The sequence below is a fragment of the Desulfurobacterium atlanticum genome (genome assembly GCF_900188395.1).
GTDB lineage: Bacteria > Aquificota > Aquificia > Desulfurobacteriales > Desulfurobacteriaceae > Desulfurobacterium_A > Desulfurobacterium_A atlanticum.
This window is the reverse complement of record NZ_FZOB01000008.1, coordinates 1-21688: the sequence shown is the minus strand read 5'-3', so window position 1 is coordinate 21688 and position 21688 is coordinate 1. Positions and strand designations below refer to the sequence as shown.

21 protein-coding genes and 2 tRNA genes are annotated in these 21688 nt (G+C 37.1%); 9 read left to right on the top strand and 14 right to left on the bottom strand.

Going from position 1 to position 21688, the window contains the following annotated elements:
• Positions 1 to 42: 42 nt before the first annotated feature.
• The 6 genes from dapA to CHB58_RS06170 are packed head-to-tail and all read left to right on the top strand — an operon-like array spanning position 43 to position 5899.
• A complete protein-coding gene (dapA, locus tag CHB58_RS06195) occupies positions 43 to 915 on the top strand; it encodes a 4-hydroxy-tetrahydrodipicolinate synthase (RefSeq protein WP_089323244.1) in 873 nt (290 codons plus the stop codon).
• 1 nt (position 916) lies between these two features.
• A complete protein-coding gene (locus CHB58_RS06190; protein ID WP_089323243.1) occupies positions 917 to 1855 on the top strand; it encodes a protoglobin domain-containing protein in 939 nt (312 codons plus the stop codon).
• Entirely contained in the window at positions 1852 to 2634 is a 783-nt protein-coding gene (gene dapB / locus CHB58_RS06185) for a 4-hydroxy-tetrahydrodipicolinate reductase (RefSeq protein WP_089323242.1), read from the top strand. Before CHB58_RS06190 ends, dapB begins: the two co-directional genes overlap by 4 nt.
• Positions 2635 to 2643: 9 nt before the next feature.
• The gene (gene hisA / locus CHB58_RS06180) at positions 2644 to 3372 is read left to right on the top strand and encodes a 1-(5-phosphoribosyl)-5-[(5-phosphoribosylamino)methylideneamino]imidazole-4-carboxamide isomerase (protein WP_089323241.1); all 729 of its coding nucleotides are present in this window, start codon (positions 2644 to 2646) and stop codon (positions 3370 to 3372) included.
• A 3-nt stretch (positions 3373 to 3375) separates the two neighbouring features.
• A complete protein-coding gene (gene rimO / locus CHB58_RS06175; protein WP_089323240.1) occupies positions 3376 to 4674 on the top strand; it encodes a 30S ribosomal protein S12 methylthiotransferase RimO in 1299 nt (432 codons plus the stop codon).
• A gap of 13 nt (positions 4675 to 4687) precedes the next feature.
• Entirely contained in the window at positions 4688 to 5899 is a 1212-nt protein-coding gene (locus CHB58_RS06170) for a homocysteine biosynthesis protein (protein WP_089323239.1), read from the top strand.
• A gap of 9 nt (positions 5900 to 5908) precedes the next feature.
• On the opposite strand, the gene CHB58_RS06165 is transcribed toward CHB58_RS06170, so the two are convergent.
• The 11 genes from CHB58_RS06165 to CHB58_RS06115 all read right to left on the bottom strand — a co-directional run bounded on the left by CHB58_RS06165 (position 5909) and on the right by CHB58_RS06115 (position 14708).
• Positions 5909 to 7087, bottom strand: a complete 1179-nt coding sequence (locus CHB58_RS06165) for a pyridoxal-phosphate-dependent aminotransferase family protein (RefSeq protein WP_089323238.1) — start codon at positions 7085 to 7087, stop codon at positions 5909 to 5911.
• A 27-nt stretch (positions 7088 to 7114) separates the two neighbouring features.
• Entirely contained in the window at positions 7115 to 7573 is a 459-nt protein-coding gene (locus CHB58_RS06160; RefSeq protein WP_089323237.1) for a nucleoside deaminase, read from the bottom strand.
• Positions 7574 to 7593: 20 nt separating this feature from the next.
• Positions 7594 to 7670 (bottom strand) — tRNA-Arg (locus CHB58_RS06155).
• Between the two features lie 75 nt (positions 7671 to 7745).
• The gene (locus CHB58_RS06150) at positions 7746 to 8636 is read right to left on the bottom strand and encodes a GAF domain-containing protein (protein WP_089323236.1); all 891 of its coding nucleotides are present in this window, start codon (positions 8634 to 8636) and stop codon (positions 7746 to 7748) included.
• Positions 8637 to 8674: 38 nt separating this feature from the next.
• The gene (locus CHB58_RS06145) at positions 8675 to 9523 is read right to left on the bottom strand and encodes a hypothetical protein (RefSeq protein ID WP_089323235.1); all 849 of its coding nucleotides are present in this window, start codon (positions 9521 to 9523) and stop codon (positions 8675 to 8677) included.
• Positions 9507 to 10307: a tetratricopeptide repeat protein gene (locus CHB58_RS06140; protein WP_089323234.1), complete on the bottom strand. Its 801-nt coding sequence runs from the start codon at positions 10305 to 10307 to the stop codon at positions 9507 to 9509. Before CHB58_RS06140 ends, CHB58_RS06145 begins: the two co-directional genes overlap by 17 nt.
• Positions 10304 to 10864 (bottom strand): GTP cyclohydrolase I FolE, encoded by a 561-nt coding sequence (gene folE / locus CHB58_RS06135; RefSeq protein WP_089323233.1) that lies wholly within the window; start codon positions 10862 to 10864, stop codon positions 10304 to 10306. The genes CHB58_RS06140 and folE overlap by 4 nt, the downstream gene beginning before the upstream one ends.
• Positions 10865 to 10876: 12 nt before the next feature.
• Positions 10877 to 12766 carry an ATP-dependent zinc metalloprotease FtsH gene (ftsH, locus tag CHB58_RS06130; protein WP_089323232.1) on the bottom strand — a complete coding sequence of 630 codons (1890 nt, stop codon included), beginning with the start codon at positions 12764 to 12766 and terminating at the stop codon, positions 10877 to 10879.
• A gap of 25 nt (positions 12767 to 12791) precedes the next feature.
• Entirely contained in the window at positions 12792 to 13292 is a 501-nt protein-coding gene (gene hpt / locus CHB58_RS06125) for a hypoxanthine phosphoribosyltransferase (RefSeq protein ID WP_089323231.1), read from the bottom strand.
• Positions 13267 to 14604, bottom strand: a complete 1338-nt coding sequence (gene tilS / locus CHB58_RS06120) for a tRNA lysidine(34) synthetase TilS (RefSeq protein ID WP_089323230.1) — start codon at positions 14602 to 14604, stop codon at positions 13267 to 13269. Before tilS ends, hpt begins: the two co-directional genes overlap by 26 nt.
• A 27-nt stretch (positions 14605 to 14631) precedes the next feature.
• Positions 14632 to 14708 (bottom strand) — tRNA-Met (locus CHB58_RS06115).
• Between the two features lie 98 nt (positions 14709 to 14806).
• Between CHB58_RS06115 and CHB58_RS06110 the strand changes: the two genes are divergently transcribed.
• Positions 14807 to 16003: an argininosuccinate synthase gene (locus CHB58_RS06110; protein WP_089323229.1), complete on the top strand. Its 1197-nt coding sequence runs from the start codon at positions 14807 to 14809 to the stop codon at positions 16001 to 16003.
• A gap of 15 nt (positions 16004 to 16018) precedes the next feature.
• Positions 16019 to 17329 (top strand): trigger factor, encoded by a 1311-nt coding sequence (gene tig, locus CHB58_RS06105; protein ID WP_089323228.1) that lies wholly within the window; start codon positions 16019 to 16021, stop codon positions 17327 to 17329.
• An 11-nt stretch (positions 17330 to 17340) separates the two neighbouring features.
• On the opposite strand, the gene gmk is transcribed toward tig, so the two are convergent.
• From gmk to CHB58_RS06090, 3 genes are read right to left on the bottom strand one after another with little or no spacing between them, the layout of a single operon-like run.
• Positions 17341 to 17976, bottom strand: coding sequence for a guanylate kinase (gmk, locus tag CHB58_RS06100; protein ID WP_089323227.1), 636 nt, complete (start codon positions 17974 to 17976; stop codon positions 17341 to 17343).
• Positions 17977 to 17979: 3 nt separating this feature from the next.
• On the bottom strand, positions 17980 to 18846 hold the full coding sequence (locus tag CHB58_RS06095) for a YicC/YloC family endoribonuclease (protein ID WP_245807353.1): 867 nt from the start codon (positions 18844 to 18846) through the stop codon (positions 17980 to 17982).
• Between the two features lie 5 nt (positions 18847 to 18851).
• Positions 18852 to 20165 (bottom strand): peptidylprolyl isomerase, encoded by a 1314-nt coding sequence (locus CHB58_RS06090; protein WP_089323225.1) that lies wholly within the window; start codon positions 20163 to 20165, stop codon positions 18852 to 18854.
• Positions 20166 to 20249: 84 nt separating this feature from the next.
• Here CHB58_RS06090 and CHB58_RS06085 point away from each other — a divergent pair, with 84 nt between their 5' ends.
• A complete protein-coding gene (locus CHB58_RS06085) occupies positions 20250 to 21512 on the top strand; it encodes a tetratricopeptide repeat protein (protein WP_180706450.1) in 1263 nt (420 codons plus the stop codon).
• The last annotated feature ends 176 nt before the right edge of the window (positions 21513 to 21688 follow it).

Here is a 21688-nt window from a genome sequence, read left to right as displayed (position 1 = left end):
TGTTCGGTTTAATTTTATTTTAAATTACTTCTGGAGGAAGTGATGTTTGAAGGAATCTATGTTGCCATACCTACACCTTTTAAAAATGGAAATATTGATTGGGAAGCGTTGAAAAAGCATATCCACTTTCTGATAGAAAATGGAGTTGACGGAATCGTTCCCTGTGGAACTACTGGTGAGTCAGCAACTCTTTCTTATCAAGAGCATGAAGAGGTTATAGCTTTTGCTGTTGAGCTGGCAAAAGGAAAGGTAAAAGTTATTGCCGGAACCGGCTCAAATTCAACGAAGGAAGCTATAGAACTTACAAAATACGCAGAGAAGGCTGGAGCGGATGGAGCTCTTCTTATAACTCCTTACTACAACAAGCCTAATCAGGAGGGGCTTTTTCTTCATTTTAAAACAATAGCGGATGCTGTTTCTATTCCTATTGTTCTCTACAATGTTCCAGGAAGAACAGGTGTTAATATGCTTCCTGAAACTGTTGCAAGACTTTCTGAAATAGAAAATGTTGTTGCAATTAAAGAGGCTACAGGAAGTACAAATGTTGCTTCAGAAATAGTTAACCTTTGCGGTGATAAGATTGAAGTATTGTCCGGAGATGATTTAACTTTCTATCCTCTACTTTCTGTAGGTGCTAAAGGGGTAATTTCTGTGACTGCCAACATAGTTCCTGACAGGATGGTTAAGATGTATAAGGCGTTTATTGAAGGTGATGTTGAAACAGCTAAAAACCTTCATCTTTCTCTTTATCCTCTTCACAAAATTATGTTCATAGATACAAATCCAATTCCTGTTAAAACGGCTCTTTCCTTTATGGGAAGGATGGAGAAGGAGTTTAGATTACCCCTTTGTCCGACCTCCGCTGATAAGGAAGCGAAAATAAAGCAGATTCTTGAGAAGATGGAGGTGATATAAGATGGGTGTGTATGTGAGCTATTCTGATATAGAAAAACTTCTTTATCAGCTTGAGTTAAGAGAAAAAGATTTTAACAACCTTAAAGAGATTGGAAAATATCTTCTTGAATATAAAGAAGAGTTTGCGGATGCTTTTTTAAATCAGCTTATGAGGTGTGAGGAGGCTACAAAGTTTATAAGTGAAGAGGAGTATAATCGAAGAGTAAGAAGAGAAGTTATCCACTGGTATGAAATGCTTTTTACAGGAAAGTATGATTCTGAGTATCTTACTTATATCCTTAAAATAGCAAGGGTGCATGCAGAGGCAGGAATCCCCCCGAATCTTATAGTTGCTATGATGAACTTTGTAAGGAGATTTTGCACAAAAAGGATAGTGTCTGTTGTAAGTGAGAAGATGGGTAAAGATTGTAGTGGTGTGGAGGAACACATCCGCTCGTTCTCAAAGCTTCTTGACCTTCATTTAAGTGTAATGCTTTCTTTTTATATAGACCATGAGATGAGAACGTTTATAGATGCAGATCCTGCAGAGAAGTTTGTTATTAGATTTTCCAAAAAGTTTGCTTTTGTTATGGATGTGGCGATAATTTTGGGATTGATGGTTGTAGGTATGGTTGTGGTTGGGCTGTTTGTTCAGGATGTGATGCATCTGTTTAGCGGAGATTTAACTCATGGATTGATAGCTGCTCTTGGCGACCTTTTGATTCTCTGGACGGTTCTTGAGCTTCTTAACAGTGAGATAAAGTTTATGATGGGTGGAGAACTTGCTGTAAGTGCTTTTGTAAGTGTTGCCCTTGCTGCTACCATCAGGGAAGCGCTTGTTCTTTCTCTCCAGCACGATAAACCAATAGATTTTAAGCTTGGAATAGGAGCGCTTATTTTCATACTTGGTATAGTATATGGAATAGTTAAATGGTATGAGTATAAAAGGGGAGAGTTATGATAAAGATAGCTGTTAACGGTGCAAATGGGAGAATGGGTAGGCTCATTGCCTCTCTTGTGAAAGAGAATGAAGATATGGAGCTTGTAGGAGTTATTGAAAATCCGGAGTCCGACTTATTGGGAGAACCGTTTGATGAAAATTTAAAGTTTGTTGGTTCTTTGAAAGAGATTAAAGATAAACCTGATGTTGTTATAGATTTTACTGTTCCCTGTGCTACTTTAACCCTTGTGGAAGATGCTGTTGCTGAAGGGGTTGCCGTTGTTACAGGGACTACCGGTTTTTCAAGTGAGGAGATGGAAAAGCTTAAAGCTGCAGGGAAGAAAATTCCCCTGCTTTTTTCTCCGAATATGAGTCTTGGGGTAAACATTCTTTTCAGGATAGTTGAAGAAGTGACGAAAGCTTTGAAGGATAAAGATTACGATGTTGAAATTTTTGAAATTCATCACAGATTCAAAAAGGATGCTCCCTCCGGGACTGCTATGAGACTTGCTGAAATAGTGGCAAAAACCCTTGATAGAAATCCTGAAGATGTTTTTGTTTTTGGGAGGAAAGGTTTTGTTGGTGAAAGAAGTTCTGAAGAGATAGGTGTGCTTGCTGCACGGATGGGCGATGTTGTAGGTGACCATACCGTTTATTTTGCAACTTTTGGTGAAAGGATAGAGTTAACACACAGGGCTACAAGCAGAGAAACTTTTGCAAGAGGAGCTGTTGTAGCGGCAAAGTGGATTTATGGAAAGCCTTGTGGATTTTACAGTATGTTTGATGTTTTAGGTATTTAGGAGGATTCAATGTTTGAGCTTATACCTGCAGTTGATATAAAAGATGGGAAGTGCGTTAGGCTTTATAAAGGAAGGGCTGATGCTGTAAAGGAGTATTTTGATAATCCTGTTGAAGCTGCTCTTTTGTGGCAGAATAAAGGGGCAACAAGGCTTCATGTTGTTGACCTTGATGGGGCTTTTGAAGGAGTTCCTAAAAATATAAAAATAGTGGAGGAGATAGTTAAAAGACTTTCTATTCCTGTTCAGTTTGGTGGAGGAGTGAGAACGGTAGAAGCTGTGAAAGCTTTAAAGGATGCAGGTGTTGACCGTATAATTGTTGGGACGGTTGCTGTTGAAAATCCTGAGCTTTTTGAAGAGATGATAGATGTTTTTCCTGATGGTATGGTGCTTGGAGTGGATGCTAAAGATGGTTATATGACTACTCGTGGATGGGTTGAAAAGACAGAGTTAAAAGCAGTTGAGTTTGCTAAAAAGTATGAGGATGAGCCTATATGGGGTTTTGTCTATACAGATATTTCAAGAGATGGTACTCTGGAAGGACCGAACTTTGAAGAGGTTGAGCGGTTTGCAGGGAGTGTAAAAAAACCGGTTATAGCTTCTGGTGGAATTGCGAGAGAAGAAGACGTTTTTAGACTTGCAGAAATTCCTAATGTCGTGGGGGCTATTACAGGAAAGGCCGTGTATGAGGGCACTATAGATTTTGAAAGTGTTGTAAAAAGGCTTGAGAAAAAAGGGTGATTTATGGAAAAAAAGAAGATTGCCGTTATAAGTCTTGGTTGTCCTAAAAATCACGTTGATACTGAGCTTATGGTTGGTTTTTTAAAAGCCACAGGAGACGTGATTTTTGTGGATAGGGTTGAAGATGCGGATATAGTTATTGTGAACACCTGTGGTTTTATAAGGTCTGCAAAAGAGGAATCTATTGATGAAATATTAACCGCTGTAGAGGAAAAGAAACGTAATCCTGAAAAGAAGGTTGTTGTTGCAGGATGTCTTTATCAGCGTTATAGAGAAGAACTTAAAAAAGAGCTTCCTGAAGTTGATGTTTTTATAGGTGTTGATGAGCTTGAAAAGAGTGTAGAAAAGATTCTTAATAAGCGCTTTCAGCCTGATAAACCGTTTCTTTACAGAGAGATTCTTACTCTTCCCCATTTTGCTTATCTGAAAATTTCAGAAGGGTGTTCAAACAACTGTTCCTACTGTGCAATTCCTATAATAAGGGGGCCTTTAAGAAGTCGTCCTGCTGATGAAATTGTTGAAGAAGCAAAACTTCTTGCTAAAAAGGGGATAAAAGAGCTTTATGTCGTGGCTCAGGATACAACAGCGTATGGATTTGACAGGGGAGAAAAAGATGCCCTTGTAAGACTTTTAAAAAGGCTGGAGAAAGTAAAAGGTATAGAATGGATAAGATTGATGTACACCTATCCAACTCATGTTTCAAAAGATTTAATAGGTTTAATTGCTGAAAGTGAGAAAATTGTTAACTATATAGATGTTCCTTTTCAGCATGTTTCTGATAAGGTTTTAATGTCAATGGGAAGAAAATATTCATACTCTTATATTGATGAGTTGATTGATAAACTAAGAGAAAAGATTCCTGATGTTGCTATAAGAAGTTCTTTTATAGTTGGATTTCCCACAGAGACCGAGAAGGACTTTGAACAGCTAATTTCTTTTTTAAAGCGAAAGAAACTTGATTGGGCAGGTTTTTTTAAGTATTCCAGAGAAGAAGGAACTTCTGCTTACAACTTAGGTGATTTACCTGAGGATGTTAAAGATTCAAGGCTTAACTTTATTGAAGATGTTCAGTATGCTATTTTTGAGGAGAACAGTCAGAAACTTGTAGGAAAAGAGTTTACTCTTCTTGTTGATGCTATTTCTCAGGATATGAAAGGATATGTTGAAGCGAGAAGCTATAGAAGTGCTTATGAGATAGATGGAATTGTCTATCTTAAAGGGAATTTTAAGCCAGGAGAATTTGTTAGAGGAAAAATAGTAGGTCTTGCAAGCAATGTTGATCTGCTTGCAGAACCTGTTTAGAGAGGTTTGGCGTATGAAAGAAGAGTTTAAAGTAAATAAAACCTATGAAGAGATTAACGAAAAGATAAGAAAAGGTGAAGTGGTTGTTGTTACCGCTGAAGAGATGATAGAAATAGTTGAAGAAAAGGGGGTTGTGAAGGCAGCTGAAGAGGTGGATGTTGTAACAACAGGGACTTTTGGTGCTATGTGTTCTTCTGGTGCTTTTTTAAATGTTGGTCATACAAAGCCAAAAATGAAGATGGAGGAGATATATTTAAATGGTGTGCCTGCCTATGGAGGACTTGCTGCTGTTGACCTTTATATAGGTGCTACGGCTCTTCCTGAAAATGACCCAAGAAACGAGGTTTATCCGGGAAAGTTTGAATATGGCGGAGCTCATGTGATAGAAGAGCTTATTGCAGGGGAAGACATAGAACTTGAAGCTTACGGTTACGGAACAGACTGTTATCCGCGAAGAGAGATAAAAAAGATTATTAACATAAATACCGTAAGGGATGCGATTCTGCTTAATCCGAGAAACTGTTATCAGAACTATAATGTTGCAGTTAATAAATCCTCACGAACGATTTACACGTATATGGGTGTTTTAAAACCAAATCTTTCAAACGCAACCTATTCAAGTGCTGGACAGTTAAGCCCCCTTTTAAATGATCCGTTTTTTGAAACTATAGGAATCGGAACGCGAATTTTCCTTGGCGGCGGTGTGGGATATATAGCTTTTCATGGAACTCAGCACGCACCGAACGTTAAAAGAAATGAGCGAGGTATTCCCCTTGCAGGTAGCGGAACGATTATGACTGTCGGTGATATGAAAGGGATGAGTACAGAGTTTATAAGAGCTGCTTCAATAGTTGGTTACGGTGTTTCGCTGTTTGTAGGAATTGGTATTCCGATTCCTGTACTTAATGAACGAATAGCTTTTTATACCTCTGTTAAGGATTCTGAAATTTTTGCTCCTGTGTTTGATTATTCTCACGATTATCCAAGTGGAGAGTCGGTAGAACCTTTGGCGTATGTAAGTTATGCTGATTTAAGAAAAGGATTTATAGAGGTGGAGGGTAAGAAAATTCCAGCATCACCACTTTCCTCCTACTACAAAGCAAGGGAGATAGCACAGATTCTTAAGGAGTGGATTGAAGAAGGGAAATTTGAAATTTCAAAACCTGCTCAAACTCTTCCAGCGCCAGAGCCGGAAGTGAAGATAGAGTATGATGATAGGAAATAGGAGGAGAGATTACCTCTCTCCTCTATATTTGATTGGGGATTGATGAACAAGTTCTATATAGGTTTCCATTGCTGCTGCAACAGCTTTTCCGTAAGCTGGATACATCTCCATTCTTGTCAGGGCAAACTCAACAGCTTCAAGTTGAGTTAAAAGGTCAAAAATGTCTATGTATCCCATGTGGGACAATCTGAAAATTTTTCCTTTAAGGTGTTCCTGACCTCCTGCAATAACTATTCCGAGTCTGTCTCTTATCCATGAGACAAACTTTTGTCCATCAATGTGTTCAGGAAGTTTTACTGCTGTTACGCCGTTTGCAGGATGTTCAGGGAGCAGTTCAAGTTCAAGAGCCTTTATACCGGCGCGGGCTGATTTTGCAAGTATTTCGTGTCTTTTAGCTACATTTTCAAGTCCTTCCTCTTCTATCATTTTAAGTGCTTCATTAAGACCTACAATAAGGTTTACTGCCGGAGTGTATGCTGTCTGCCCTTTAGCCTGATTCTTTATCTCTTTGGATAGGTCAAAGTAGTATGCCCATTTTTTCCTGCTTAGTCTTGATTTTGCCTTTTCACTTAAGCTTATTACAGCAAGTCCCGGTGGTGTCATCAGAGCTTTTTGTGAGCCTGTAATGGCAACATCTATGTTCCAGTCATCAACAGGTATATCATAAACACCAAAGGCTGTAATTCCATCAGCTACAAGAATTACATTATCATATCTGGCAGTTATCTCTCCGAGAGCTTTAACATCGTTGAAAGCTCCTGTTGATGTTTCACATATCTGAACCAGAACACCCTTTATATTTCTGTTTTCCTCAATTTTCTTTTTAACATCTTCAGGATTTACCGACTTTCCCCATTCAAGTTCTATAACTACAGGATTAACTCCAAAGGTTTCGCACAGCTCTTTCCATCTCTGACCGAACTTTCCGCCAACTATGACAACTGCACTATCGCCAGGAGAAAAGAGATTGGAAACAGCAGCTTCCATTGCACCTGTTCCGGAAGATGTTAGTATAAGTGTATCCCTTTCTGTTTTGAACAGTCTTTTAAGTCTTTCTATAGTTTCTGCAAAAATTTCTTTAAATTTAGGTGACCTGTGATACATTGTGTGTGATGCCATAGCCTGAAGCACTCTTTCAGGAACTGGAGTTGGTCCTGGGGTCATAAGTCTTTCTTTTAAAGGTTTCACAATGCCTCCCTAAAGCGGTTTTGGAAATTATACCTGTTTTTTTCTAAGATTCCGGAAAAACTCTTTCAGAAGCTTTTCTGGTTCTTCAAGAGGATATTTTTCAACCTTTACTTTATGGTTGAGGTTTCCATTTGAGAATATAGAAAAAAGGCTTTCAACTCCTCCAAATTTCGGGTCAGGTGTTGAATAAACAACCTTCTCTATCCTTGCCTGAATAATTGCACCGCAACACATAATGCACGGTTCAACAGTTGAATAAAGGATTGTTCCTGTAAGTCTCCAGGAGTTTAGTCTTTTTGCTGCATCTTCAATTGCAATGATTTCCGCGTGAGCTGTGGGAGATTGGAGAAACTCCTTTTTATTAAATCCCCTTCCAATTATCCTGTTGTTTTTTACTATAACAGCTCCGATTGGAACTTCTCCAAATTTTAATGCTTTTTTTGCCTCTTTTACGGCTTCTTTAAGGAAGAAAAGGTGATTTTCCATCTGATTTTTCCATTAAAGTGTGGCGCGCCCGGCAGGAGTCGAACCTGCAACCTTGGGATCCGTAGTCCCACGCTCTATCCAGTTGAGCTACGGGCGCATTTACGGTGCTAAAATATATTCAAAATGGATATATTTGCAACTTCCTGTTAAAAAGTTATCCGATTTCTATTTTTTAATTTTTACTTTCTTTTATACTTTCTATCAGGTAGGGAGCACTGTGTAGGGCTAAGATTGTAAGAATGGATAGGTCATCCTCGTTGAATTTTTCTCCTATTTTGTTCAGAGCCTGAAACACTCCTATTTTTCTTCCGTTTATAATTATGGGAACGGTTACAATATTTCTGGTTTTATATCCTGTGATGGTGTCCACATCTTTAAAAAACCGTCTGTCGTTGTATGGGTCATTACTGATTATACTTTCTCCTGTCCGGTACACATAGCCTGCAAATCCTTTATCTATCGGGATGATTATTTTGTCTATTCCGTGGGCTATTTTGGTCCATAGAATTTTCTTTTCCGGGTCTGCGATGTAGATGGTGCACCTGTCAACGTTTAAAAGTTTTCTGGCAAGATTTGAGAAATAGATTAAAAGTTTTTCTGTATCGTGTTTTTTTAATTCTTCTGCAGTTTCAAGGAGTTTTGTGAGTTTTTCTATCATTAACTTCTTCAGTTTGCTCTTTTCCGGTTCTTTAGCTTTTTTCCATCCCTGATATACGCAGTTGAGAGCTTCGTAGTATAGGTCTTTCTTTTCATAGATAGAAGATAGTAGTTTAATCAAAGAATAGCTGGAAGGAACCTCTTTTAATCCCTTTTTTAAAATGGCTATGGCTTTATCGTAATAACCATCTTTAAATTTTTTCTCCGCTATAGAGAGTATGAAATTTTCAAGAGAGTCTTTTCTGTGGAGCTGTTTTAGGATATTTATTGCTTCATCAAGGACGAATGGGTTATCCGGGTCCTTTTCCAGAATAGTAATGGCTATTTTAAATGCGTCTGAATAGTTTTTCTTTGAAAGGAGTTTCTTAAAGTTCTCAATGGCATTTTTCTTTTTAAAGAATGGCATCTTTTCTTCTCTAAATCTGTTTTGAAATTTATTATACCTTATTCGGTTTGATTGGTTGTGAAATTGCCAGTGCTATTTTCCCCGATGTATGTCTGGTTGAATTCTAAAGTCTGGTTATCTGGTTTGGTATTGTTGGTTATGTTTTCTGATTCAAGTGTTCTGTTTTCTGTTTCATTTTCGGTCGTATTTTCAGTATCGTTTGTTGTTGAATTTTCTGTCTGGGCAGGTTTACCGTAAATTATTGAGCACGTTGATAGATTAAGATTGTTTATCCAGGATGCAGGGATAAAATCTTGACTTTTACAAACTCCCGAAAAATCACCAAACTGGTTAAACACAAATCCTGAAATTTCCTGACAATCACCGTAAAATGGAGACACTATCGGTTTTTGTCCTTCAAATCCCGGAACTATAACTCCTTTGTCTATAAAAGGTCCACTTTTGACAGGTGGAACGACCATTCCTTTTGTATCAAAATCCAGTATAAAGATATCGGAACATTTGTAAACTTTTTTCACTCTGTCAAGAGTTATTCCGCCTCTTACTATAGTTTTTACAAATGGCCACTCAAGTTCTGAAAGTGTAAGCACGTAAGCGTCAGTTGAGTTTTCAGTTTCAGCTATTTTGAAAATTATGGCAGGATGGATTGTTATTCCTTCTTTAATCATAGACAGGTTGTTTGTGACAATTTCTTCTATCTGGAAAAGCTCCTTTTTTGTCAGTTTTTGAGTTTCTTTTTTTTCTGTAATCTCTATTGGCTTCTTTCCGAAAATTAATGAGAGAAAAAAGTCCGGTTTATACAGAAAGAGAATTCCGGCAGCTATAAATGCAAGAAAAAGCCCGAGAAAAACAGATATTAAGATAAGGAACTTATTTTTCAAAGCCATATTTAACCATCACCTCTTGCGCTTTTATACCCCATCTGGAATCAGGATTAATTTTATAACATTTCTTAATAAATTTTTCTGCAAGAGGTAAATTTTTCTCATTTAAATATATTAAAGCAAGGCGGTAGTAGGCTTCTTGAAGCTTGGGAAACCTTTTTATTATTTGATAGTAAAGTTCCTTTGCTTCTTCCTGTTTTTCCTCTTTTTCAAGCAGTTTGCCAAGTTCAACATACGCAGGAGCAAAGTCTAAGTTGTTCCTTATTGCAAGTGTTAAATGCCTTTTTGCAAGTGTTAAGTTTCCCTCTTTCTCTTCTATAAGGGCAAGTTTGTAATAGGCAACTTCCGGGTTAAGAAAAAGTGGGTTTTCAAGTGCTTTCAGGTAATATTTTTTGGCCTCTTTTAAATTTCCTTCCTCTTCTGCAATAGTTGCAAGATTCATATACGCTTCGGAAAATTTAGGGTCTAAGTTTAGAGCTTTGTTTATATACTTCTTTGCCCGTTTTACATCTCCTCTTACATAGAAGGTGTAGCCTATCATATTATAGATTTTGGGGTCTTTCGGATTAAGATCCTTTGCTTTGAAGAGATAATTTAACGCCAGTGGAATGTCTCCAAGCTGGAGATATGAAACCCCTATTTTGTAAAATCCGTCAGCTTTCTCTTTTCTTGTAAACGTTTTTGTTTCCTGAATAGGAGGTGGTTGAATCTGTTTTTTCTCTTGAGGTGCAGTTGCGCAGGAGTTTAAAATCAGAACTGTAAATGATAAAGCTAAAAGTTTTTTCATTTCCCACCCTTTATAAGGAAAAGTGCTTCCGTTCTTGTAGGTTCTTTTCTAAGCATACCTTTTATTGCACTTGTTATGGTAAATGAGCCAGGTTTCTTAACTCCTCTCATTATCATGCAAAGGTGCTGGGCTTCCACCACAACCATAACCCCTTTCGCGTTAAATTTTTCCATTATTGCAGAAGCTATCTGTTCAGTCATTCTTTCCTGCAGCTGAAGTCTTTTGGCGTAAACATCTGCTATTCTTGCAAGTTTGGAAAGCCCTGTGACTCTATCTTCACCCGGGATGTAAGCTATATGTATCTTTCCAAAAAAGGGAAGCATGTGGTGTTCGCACATGGAGAAGAAAGGAATATCTTTAACTATAATCATTTCATCGTATCTTTCTGTAAACAGGACAGAGTGGTTTTCCGGGGAGTCATCATATCCTGCAAGGACTTCTTTATACATTTTTGCAACACGTTTTGGAGTATCTTTAAGCCCTTCCCTGTCTGGATCTTCTCCTATGGCTAGAAGGATTTCTCTAACAGCTTTTTCTATTCTTTCTGTATCTATCATCTGCTTTCTCCTTCACGCATCGAACTGAGGATTGAAGTTAGGTGGAAGATCCTTTTTATCGTTCTTTTCTTTATTTTTACTTTCTGGTGGGGAAGGGTTTTGAGGTGGTTTATCGGAATCGTTTAGTTTTCCTTCCATTGCAAGATCTATCTCTTCTCCTGTAAGGGTTTCTTTCTCAAGAAGTGCTTTTGCAAGATTTTCAAGTTTTTCAAAATTGCTGGTTATAAGCTCCTTGGCTTTCTGATAGGTTTCATTTATTATTCTTTTAACCTCTTTGTCTATTAACCGTTTTGTGTCTTCACTTACGATTTCAACAGGTTCTCCAAATTCTTCTTTCATTTTAACTGCTATCGGTCCTATCTTCTCACTCATTCCCCACTCTGCAACCATTTTTCTGGCAATTTCAGTGGCTCTCTCTATATCGTTTCCAGCTCCTGTGGAGATTGTTCCAAGGGCTATTTCTTCTGCAACTCTACCGCCGAATAAAACGCAAAGCTTGTCAAGAAGGTAGTCTTTGGTATATGTGTATTTATCCTCTTCAGGAAGTTGTTGGGTAATTCCAAGAGCTTTACCTCGGGGAATTATTGTTACTTTGTGAACTTTGTCTGCATTTGGAAGGAGTTTTGCTACAAGTGTATGTCCTGCTTCATGGTAAGCTGTTGTTATTTTCTCTCTTTCACTTAAAGCCAGACTTTTTCTTTCTATTCCCATTGTAACTTTATCCTTTGCTTCTTCAAAATCTTCCATCATTATTTTTCCGTGTCCTTTCCGTGCGGCTATAAGTGCAGCTTCGTTTACTATGTTGGCAAGGTCGGCTCCTGAAAATCCGGGCGTTGAACGGGCTATAACTTCAAGGTCAACATCATCACCTAAAGGTTTATCTTTGGTGTGAATTTTAAGAATTTCAAGTCTTCCTTTTACATCAGGCAGGGGAACATATATCTGTCTATCAAATCTTCCAGGTCTTAATAAAGCCTGGTCAAGAATATCAGGTCTGTTTGTTGCACCTATGACTATAATCCCTTCGTTACTTTCAAAACCGTCCATTTCAACAAGCAACTGGTTCAGTGTCTGCTCTCTTTCGTCGTGTCCTCCTGTTACTCCAACACCTCTTTTCCTTCCCACAGCATCAATCTCATCTATAAACACTATGCAGGGAGCGTGTTTTTTTGCCTGGTCAAAGAGGTCTCTTACTCTTGAAGCTCCAACACCTACGAACATCTCAACAAATTCTGAACCGCTTACGGAAAGGAAAGGAACGTTTGCTTCTCCTGCTATCGCCTTTGCAAGAAGAGTTTTCCCTGTTCCGGGAGCACCAGCAAGCAGTATTCCTTTAGGGATTTTACCGCCAAGTTGCTGGTATTTTTTTGGATTTCTTAAGAACTCAACTATTTCAGCAACTTCCTCCTTTATCTCATCTATACCTGCAACATCTTTAAATGTTACTTTAGGTTTATTGTCTATGAAGATTTTTGCTCTGCTTTTTGCAAAAGATAAAGCTTTGCTTCCGCCTGCGTTCATCTGGCGCATCATGCTTATCCATATAACTATGAGAAATATCATCGGGAGCCACGAAACAAGAACTGTGATATACCAGGGACTTCCTTCTTCAGGTTTTACATTTATCTCTACATTTTTCTCTGTCAGCTTTTTAACAAGGTCTGGATAGTAAGGAGTGTAGGTTTTAAACTCCTGTCCCTCTTTTGTTTGACCTGTAATTTCCTGTCCCTGAATGGTAACCTTTTTAATTTCTCCCTTTTCCACTTCTTGCAGAAATGTTGAGAAAGGTATCGTTTTTCTTGTAAATTGTGGAGAACTGAAAAAGTTAAATGCAATTATCATGAGTAACGCTATAGTTATCCAAAGAGCCACACTTTTTAATATGTCTTGGAACCGATTCATTCTTTACTCCTTCCAGTTGAAGTTTTTATTCAACGACAGCTATATACGGTAAGTCTCTGTAAAGCTCATTCATATCAAGACCGTAGCCTACTACAAATTTATCTGGAATTTTAAATCCAACAAAATCAGCATCTATAACTTTATCTCTTTCCTTTTCAAGAAGAACGCAGGTTTTTATTTTAGCAGGTTTTTTCTCTTTTATAACAGAAACTGCCGTTTTAAGACATCCGCCTGTGTCAAGAATGTCATCAATGATTAGAACATTTTTTCCTTCTATATCACTTTCCACATTGTATATCAGTTTGTCTTCTCCCTTTTCTGTCCCTTCATAACTTTTTATTCTCATAAACTCTATTTCAACTTCTGTTTTCATCTCCCTTACAAGGTCTGCTGTAAAAATAAAAGCTCCCTTTAAAAGGCAGATAGCCGTTACTTTCTCTCCATTGAACTCTTCAGAAATATCTTTTGCAAGTGTTTTTATCCTTTTTTTTATTTCCTCTTCAGTTATCAAAATTTTTAATTCCACTTTCAAACCTCACACCTATGATGTTTTGATTTTCCTTAATATATGTTTTTTTAAACAATTCTGGAATCCATATTACTTCGTTGTCTGCTGTAACAACAATAGGAAGAAAATCCCTTAATTTAACAGGAACTTTCTTTTCTATAAAAAATTTTTTCAATTTTTTTCTGCCGTATGGAAATTGGAGCCACTCTCCTCCTTCACGATTTTTTATAAAAACTCCCTTTTTTATTATTTCTTCTGGAATTTCAAAATGGGGATTTTTAGCATTAAAAATGAAAGTTCCTGAAGGGGTTTCTATTTTCTCTGTTTCGCTAGTTACTTTAATTTTCACTTTGTTTTCTGGTGAAAATTGTTCTTTTTCTATGGAAAAACTGTTCTGGTCCTTTCTACCTTTAAATCCTTTCTTCAGGTCAATTTCACCACTTTCATCTTTTTTTATCAGGTGTTCTATCGCTTTTAACTTTGTCCTGTTAAGGTATTCTCCCGAAATTTTGAAGAACATTTCATTTATGGTTTCTTTTAGTATAAATGGATGCACAGCTTTTATGATTGAAAGAGAAATTTCTGCTTTATCACTACGAATATTGGCTCTACTTAGAATTTTTTTGACCTCTTCTTTTATAAAATCTTCCGCTTCTCTTAGTGTGGCTGTTTCTCTAAGGATGGTTTTCTCCAGGGATGGATTTATCTTTTTTAGCTCCGGGATTACCTTTATTCTTATAAGGTTTCTGGAAAATTTCATTGAGAAGTTGGAAAAGTCTATTCTATATGGAATTTTCCTTTCTTTCAGATAATTTTCAACTTCTTCTTTTGTTGTTTCAAAAAGTGGCCTTATAATTTTCTCCCGTTTCGGCAAAAAGCCACGTAACCCTTTTATACCGCTTCCTTTTGTGAGATTAAAAATTACTGTTTCTGCAAGGTCTGAAGCTGTATGGCCTGTTGCTATTTTGTTTGCTTCAATCTTCTGTGCTATCTTGTAAAGGAATTTATACCTTTCTCTTCTTGCTATAGCTTCTATGTTTTTGCCGCCTGTAATCTCTTTTAAATTTTTTCTTTCTGTAAAAACTGGAATATTGAGAGAATTGCCTATCTCTTTTACAAAATTTTCCTCTTCGTCGCTCTCCTCTCTTAACATGTGATTGAAATGGGCGATGTACAGAGAGATTGGAATTTCCTCTTTTGAGATTTCATTAAGAATAAAAAGGAGAGCAACAGAATCAGGGCCTCCTGACACGGCACATAGAACTGTATCGCCTGGAGAAATAAGAGAAAACTTTTTAATAGTTTGGAGAACTCTTTTTTTTAAATCCATACAGTTTTTATGAGAAGATTATTTATATGGTGGCGACGGGTGGAGTTGAACCACCGACCTGGCGGGTATGAGCCGCCCGCTCTAACCACCTGAGCCACGTCGCCACATTTCTGATGGCTACAAATATAGCCACTCTCTCTTTAAATGTCAATCAATTTTGTATAAAATTCACCATCTATTAATCTTTTGTCTGGAGGAAGTTGTGAGTAAAAGAGTGGTTCTTGCGTATTCGGGAGGACTTGATACCTCTGTTATTGTTAGATGGCTTACTGATAGAGGTTTTGAGGTTATAACTTATACTGCTGATGTTGGTCAGGGTGAAGAGCTTTCCGAAATAGAAGAAAAGGCTAAAATGGCCGGAGCTGTTGAAGCTGTTATAGATGATATAAAAGAGGAGTTTGCAAGGGAGTACTGCATGCCTCTTATGAGAGCAGGCGCTCTTTATGAGGGAAAATATCCTTTACTGTCGGCCCTTTCAAGACCTTTGATTTCAAAGAAACTTGTTGAGCTTGCTCATAAGGTAGGTGCTGATTATGTGGCTCACGGTTCAACAGGTAAGGGAAATGACCAGGTAAGGTTTGAAGCATCTGTTTGGGCACTTGACCCTGATATAGAAGTTCTTGCTCCTGTCAGAGAGTGGGAGTTTAAGTCAAGAGAAGAGGAGATAGAGTATGCTCAAAAGTACGGTATTCCTGTTGTTGCAACAAAGGAGAAACCCTACTCGTATGACAGAAACTTGTGGGGTGTTGCAATAGAGTCTGGTCCTCTTGAGGATCCTTATGCTGAACCTCCAGAAGATGCTTTTGTCCTTACAGTTTCTCCAGAGAAAGCTCCTGATACACCGGAATATGTAGAGATAGAGTTTAAGGAAGGGATACCTGTGGCTATAAATGGTAAAGTTTATAAAGATCTCTGGAAACTTATATGGGATTTAAATGAGATAGCCGGGAAGCACGGATTTGGAAGAATTGATATGATTGAAAACAGGCTTGTTGGCATTAAATCAAGAGAGGTTTATGAGTCCCCTGCCGGACTTCTTTTGATAAAAGCGTATGATGAGCTTGAAAGTATGGTTCTTGACAGGTTTACCTACCACTACAAGATTACCCATGTTCGCCATCCTTATGCGGAAGTTGTTTACAACGGTCTCTGGTTTTCAACATTGAGAGAGTCTCTTGATGCTTTTAACGAGAACATAGCAAAACTTATAACAGGTAAGGTTAAATTTAAACTTTACAAAGGTTGCGGAAATGTTGTTGGTAGAAGTGCTGAAAAATCTATGTATATTGAAGACCTTGCAACTTATAGTCCGCACGATTCATTTGACCATAAAGCGGGAGCGGCGTTCACAAAAGTGTGGAGTTTACCACTTAAGGTAGCAGGAAGAGTTAGAAAATAATCAAGGAGGATATAGATGGCCTGTACAGTAAGTAAGAGAGAAGGTGTTGTTTACGAAGCGAAAATTGTAGCTGAACCTGAAGTTGTTAAGAAAGAGGTTGAGAATATCTGTAAAGAGATAAGAAAAAACGCAAAAATACCGGGATTCAGACCAGGAAAAGCTCCTGTAAATATTATTAAAAAGCAGTATAAAGATTTGATTGAGGAGAATCTTGTAAGAGCCATTGTCCCAAAGGAGCTTGATAAAGGAATAAAAGAAGCAAATCTTGTTTTGATTTCAGAGCCTTACATTGAAGATTTAAAGTATGATGATAGAAATAATACACTTGAGTGTGTAGTAATTTTTGAGGTTAAGCCGGAAATAGATCTTAAACCTGAGGATTATAAAGGGATAAAGGTAACAAAAAGTGTTAGGAAAATAGAAGATAAAGATGTGGAGCAGGTTCTTGAATCTTTACTTAACAGAGAAGCAAAGTTTGAAGAGGTTGATAGACCTGCCCAGAAAGGGGATCTTGTTGACCTTGAGTATGTTGCAATAATTGATGGTGAAGAGAAGAAAGGAGAAGTTACAGCTGTTCTTGGAGAAAATCAGCTGTGGTCAGAAGTTGACTCAGCGGTTATTGGTAAGAAAAAGGGTGAAGAGGGTGAAGTTTCTTTTAAAGCTCCTGAAGATGAAAAATATGGAGATGCTGCTGGTAAGGATGTTACTTTGAAGTTTAAGGTTCTTGCGGTTAAGGAGAAGAAACTTCCAGAGTTAAATGATGAGTTTGCAAAGAAGTTTGGTGTTGAAACAGTAGAAGAGCTTAAGTCAAAAATAAGAGAAGACCTTGAAAAAGCAGAAGCTGAAAGACAGCAGGAAGAAGTGGAAGATAAGATAGTTGAAGAGCTACTTAAAAAAGTGGGAATTCCTGTGCCTTCATCCCTTTTAAGTATGGAGATAAAGGCTCAGGCCGAAAATCAGATAATGAGGCTTGCTCAGTTTGGTGTTGATGTAAAGCAAATTTCGCCTCAAACGATAGCTGAAATGGTGCGTCCGACTGCGGAAAAAACAGTAAAGGTCAAACTTCTTCTAGAGAAGGTAGCTGAGCTTGAAGGTCTTGAAGTAACGGATGAAGATATAGAGAAAGAAATTGAAAAGCTTGCAAACATGGCTTTTAATGGAGATACTGTTCTTGCAAGACAGTCTCTTGAAGAGAGAAACCTTATGCCTATGGTAAAGCAGGATGTTTTAAGACAGAAAGCTCTTGATAGATTGATTGAACTTGCTGAGATTGAAGAAGTTGAATTTAAAGAAGAGAAGAAGGAAGAAGATAAAGAAGAACAATAAAAAAGCGGGGCTTAAGCCCCGCTTTTTAAAAGTTCTAACATCTCCTTATCATTAATAATTTCATCAAATTGTTCTTTGATCCGATGAGTTTTCCACCTTTCAGCTGTAATGATAGATTTAAGATTTTCAAAAGCTCTTTCAATCTGGTCGTTTACTATTATGTAATCATATTTTGTTGCAAGGCTTATCTCTTTATGAGCTATCAAAAGTCTTCTTTCTATCGTTTCAGGGTCTTCAGTTCCTCTTTTTTTTAATCTCTTTTCAAGCTCTTTTAGAGAAGGAGGAAGTATAAATATAAGCACGGCGTCCGGATAGTTTTTCTTAACCTGAAGGGCTCCTTGAGTGTCTATGTCAAGGAGTATGTCCTTTCCTTCTTTAAGAGCCTGTAAAACTTTGTCTTTTGGAGTGCCGTAAAAGTTGCCATAAACCTCTGCCCACTCAAGGAGTTCATTGTTCTCTATCTTTTTTTCAAACTCTTCTAAAGAAAGGAAGTAGTAATCTTTACCGTTTACTTCTCCCGGTCTTGGTTTTCTGGTGGTGCATGAGATTGAAAATTCAAGGGTTGGAATCTCTTTCATCAGCATATTTACAAGGGTTGTCTTTCCTGTGCCTGAAGGTGCAGAGATTACAATTAATAAACCTTTCATCCTTTACTCCACATTTTGAACCTGCTCTTTTATCCTTGCTATTTCTGTTTTTATCTGTAAAATAGGCTCTGTTATGTTTATCTCTTTGAGTTTTGAACCGAGAGTATTAATTTCTCTGTGCATTTCCTGACAGAGGAAATCCATCGTTTTACCACTGAAATCTTCATTTAGGAGTTCTCTAAATCTTTTTATATGAGAGTAGAGCCTGGTGATTTCTTCAGATACATCCTGCTTTTCTGCAAGAAGGGCTACTTCAAGTTCTACTCTTTTTGTTAATTCTTCTTTATCATCAAAATCTTCAAGTAGTTTGCTGACTTTCTCTTTCAGTTTTTCAAAAAGAATTTTGGAGATTTCTTTTGATCGGTTTTCTATTTTTCTTACAGTTGCCTCTATTTTTTCAAGTCTTTTTTCAATGTCCTGCTTAAGTTTTTCTCCCTCTTTTATACGTTCTTCATCAACTTTTTTTAAGGCTGATTCAAAAGCTTCAATGAATACAGGTTCAAATTTAGAAAAGTCTATCTCTTCCTTCATAAATATATCATGCATAGATAAAAGGTCTCTCATTGTAATGGAGATCTCTTTTCCTGTAAGCCCTGAAATTTTGTTTATTGCATTAATGTAAGTTTTTGCCATTGAATAGTTTACGCATACAGGGATTTCAACGTCGGGGCTTAGTTTGTAGTTTATGAAAACATCAACCTTTCCCCTTTTTATATACTTTTTCAATATTTCGTTAAAGGTTGACATAAGGTTGTTGATAGCTCTTGAAAGATTGATTCTTACGTCAAGAGCTTTACTATTTATCGTTTTGATTTCAACAGTAACATTAATCAAGTTATTTGTGGCTTCTCCTTTTCCGTATCCTGTCATACTTTTCACAGCTTACTCTCCGGGAAGAATTTTGGATTTATCTGAATTTTAGCTTTGTTCTGTAAAAATTGAACGTAAGCTTGAAAAGCTGCTTTTTTCTTTTCTGTTAGCAGGAATGTTTTTAACGTTTCCATTTTATCCTTTTCATACTTATCCACTTTTATGTCGGTTACAGGTTTTATTACCATATAACCAGTTAAAGTTTTGAAAGGTCCCATTAAAGTTCCTGTTTTTGCTTTAACTATTTTTGTTGTTATTTCTCCATTTAGATCCATGAGTCCTGTTTGCTGGATAAGTTCATTCCCGCTTAAATAGTCAGTTTTAACAGGGTTATCAAGTTTTCCTGCTTTAGCTGCATTTTCAGCTTTTTTAAGTGCTATCTCTTTAGCTTTTTCACCTTTTAACATTTCAATAATATTTTCTTTCACTTCCTTTAAAGGAACAGTTCTTGATGTAGATTCTTTTGAATATACGATATAAAACTTATCTTTCTCTATGTATCCGGGGTTTTGTGTGCTGTTTTCAATTTCTGAGAGCAACTTTTTATCTTCTATTTCTTTAACCGGAAGTTTTTTAAAGGATGAAAGTTTTCCTTCTTTTGCCAGTCTGTAAGCTTCTTTGACAAGCTCCTTTGCGTTCTTTTCAGATTTTGGTATTTCTACACCTTTAACCACTGTATTTGTCTCTTTAAACATATCTTTGTTTTTATTGTAAAATTCCTCAATCTCTTTTTCGTTTACTTTAATTTTCTTTTCGTCAATTTTGAATATTTTGTATTCATATTTTCTCTTTCCAAATGCTGTCTTGTAAAAAAGTTTAAGTTCTTTTTCAGTTACGTATGGAGTTCTCTCAACTACCGTTTGTAGTTTTTCTATTAAAAGATCTTTTCTTATTTCATTTTCAAACAGTTCTGGTGTTAGATGGTTCTGTTTTAACCATTTTTTGTAAAGCTTTTCTGAAAATGTTCCATTTTCTTGAAAGACAGTGAAACTTGCTATACGCTGTGCAACCGCCCAGTCGCTTACTTTAAGTCCTTCCTTTTCTGCGGCATCAAGTAAAAGCGTTCTCAAAAGCAATCTGCGCAGTGCTTCCGATTCAGCCTGTTTTTTATTCATTCCGGAAGATGTTAATCTGTCAACTGTTTTGTAAAAGTCTGTTGCCGAGATTGGTTTACCGTTAACAGTTGCTACATCATTAACGCCTGGTCCTGATACAGAACCTTTTCCCCATACAAGGAAAATTGTCAGTATGAAGGAAGCGGTTACTATCCATAAAGGTATGCTGAAAAGTTTCATATTCTTTCTTATATTTGCAAGCATTAAAATCCTCCAAGCCTATTGAAAATTTTCAAATTAAATTTATACTTTAAAAAAGAAGATATCTCAACCTCAGGAGAATTTTATTTGAAAGGATTCAAAAAAGAGATAGACACCCTCCTAAAGGAAGCCAAAAATCTTATAGAGAATAAAAAGTATTTGAAAGCCATATCGCAGCTGGAAAAGCATAAAAACTACTTTAAGAAAAATGTTGATTATCTACTGTTGCTGGCAGAAGCTTATGAAAAGGTAGGAAATAGCGAGAAGGCGGAAGAATATTTTGAGCAGGCACGGTTTATAGAAGCTGATATAAGGTCAAGGCAGAATCTTATTAAAAGTCAATACCTTATTGAGAAGAAGGATTACATTGAAGCAAAGAAGCTTCTTGAAGAGGCGATTGATTTAAATCCTTTTGATCCTGAACCTTATATTGAGCTTCATAAGCTTTATAAAAGGCAGGGAATAAAAAAAGAAGCCCTTAAGATTCTTAAAACACTGCTTATGATTGATCCATTTTCGGAGTATCCCTATGTAGAGCTTGGAACTTATTACTACTCTGCAGGTAATCTTGATATGGCTGAAAATGTTATAGAGGAAGGCTTAAAAAAAATAGATACTGTTTCTTTCCTTTATGAAAGCGCTAAGTTTTTCCAGCTTATTGGTGATTTTGATAGGGCTGAGGAATTGATGCGTAAGGTTTGTGGGAAGTCGCCAGATGATATGGATTATAAGCAAAAGCTTGTTGAAATTCTTATTTCTAATGGAAAAGCAGAAGAAGCCCTTGATATTCTTTTGATGTCCCTTGAAAAATTCCCGGATGCTCCTTACCTCTACCAATATGTGGCTTCCATTTATGATATTCTTGGAAAAGACGAGCTTGCTGAGTTTTATATTAGAAAAGCAATAGCAAACTCTGAGTCTTATCTTAAAGAAGATAGTATGCGGATGCTTTCAGAACTCCTTATTGAAAAAGGAAAGTATGACCAGGCGGAGCAGATTTTAAGGGAAATTATAGATTACGCAGAAAGTTCATGGCTTATAATGGATGCCTTTCTTGAGCTTGCGATTATTTATATGGAACAGGAGCGGTTTGGAGAGATTCTTCAGATTGCAAAGGGAATTTTAAGAGAAGGTTTAATTACAGAAGAAGAAAAAATGGAACTTCTTGAAATTGTTTCAGATGTTCTTGAGGCTGATGGCAAGCTTATTGCATCAAAAAAAGTATGTGAGTACGTTTTGAAAAACTCAAACGATGAGAAGCAGAGAAAGCGTTGTTATACAAGACTTTCTCGCCTTAAAGAGATTGTTTCTCTTGAAAAACTTTGGAAGAAAGATCAACAAAACTCTTGACACTTCCGTTTGAAGTTTCTATATTTTCCCGCGTCAGGTTTGAGGGCAAAAGCTCAAGGCACTTGACAGGGTGTAAAACTTGCCTATATTTACCCCTCGCGGAAAGCGGAGCCGCGTTTTCCTGAGAGAAGTCAGGAGAAAATAGCGGCTTGCCCTTGACAAAGTCGAGAGGAAGG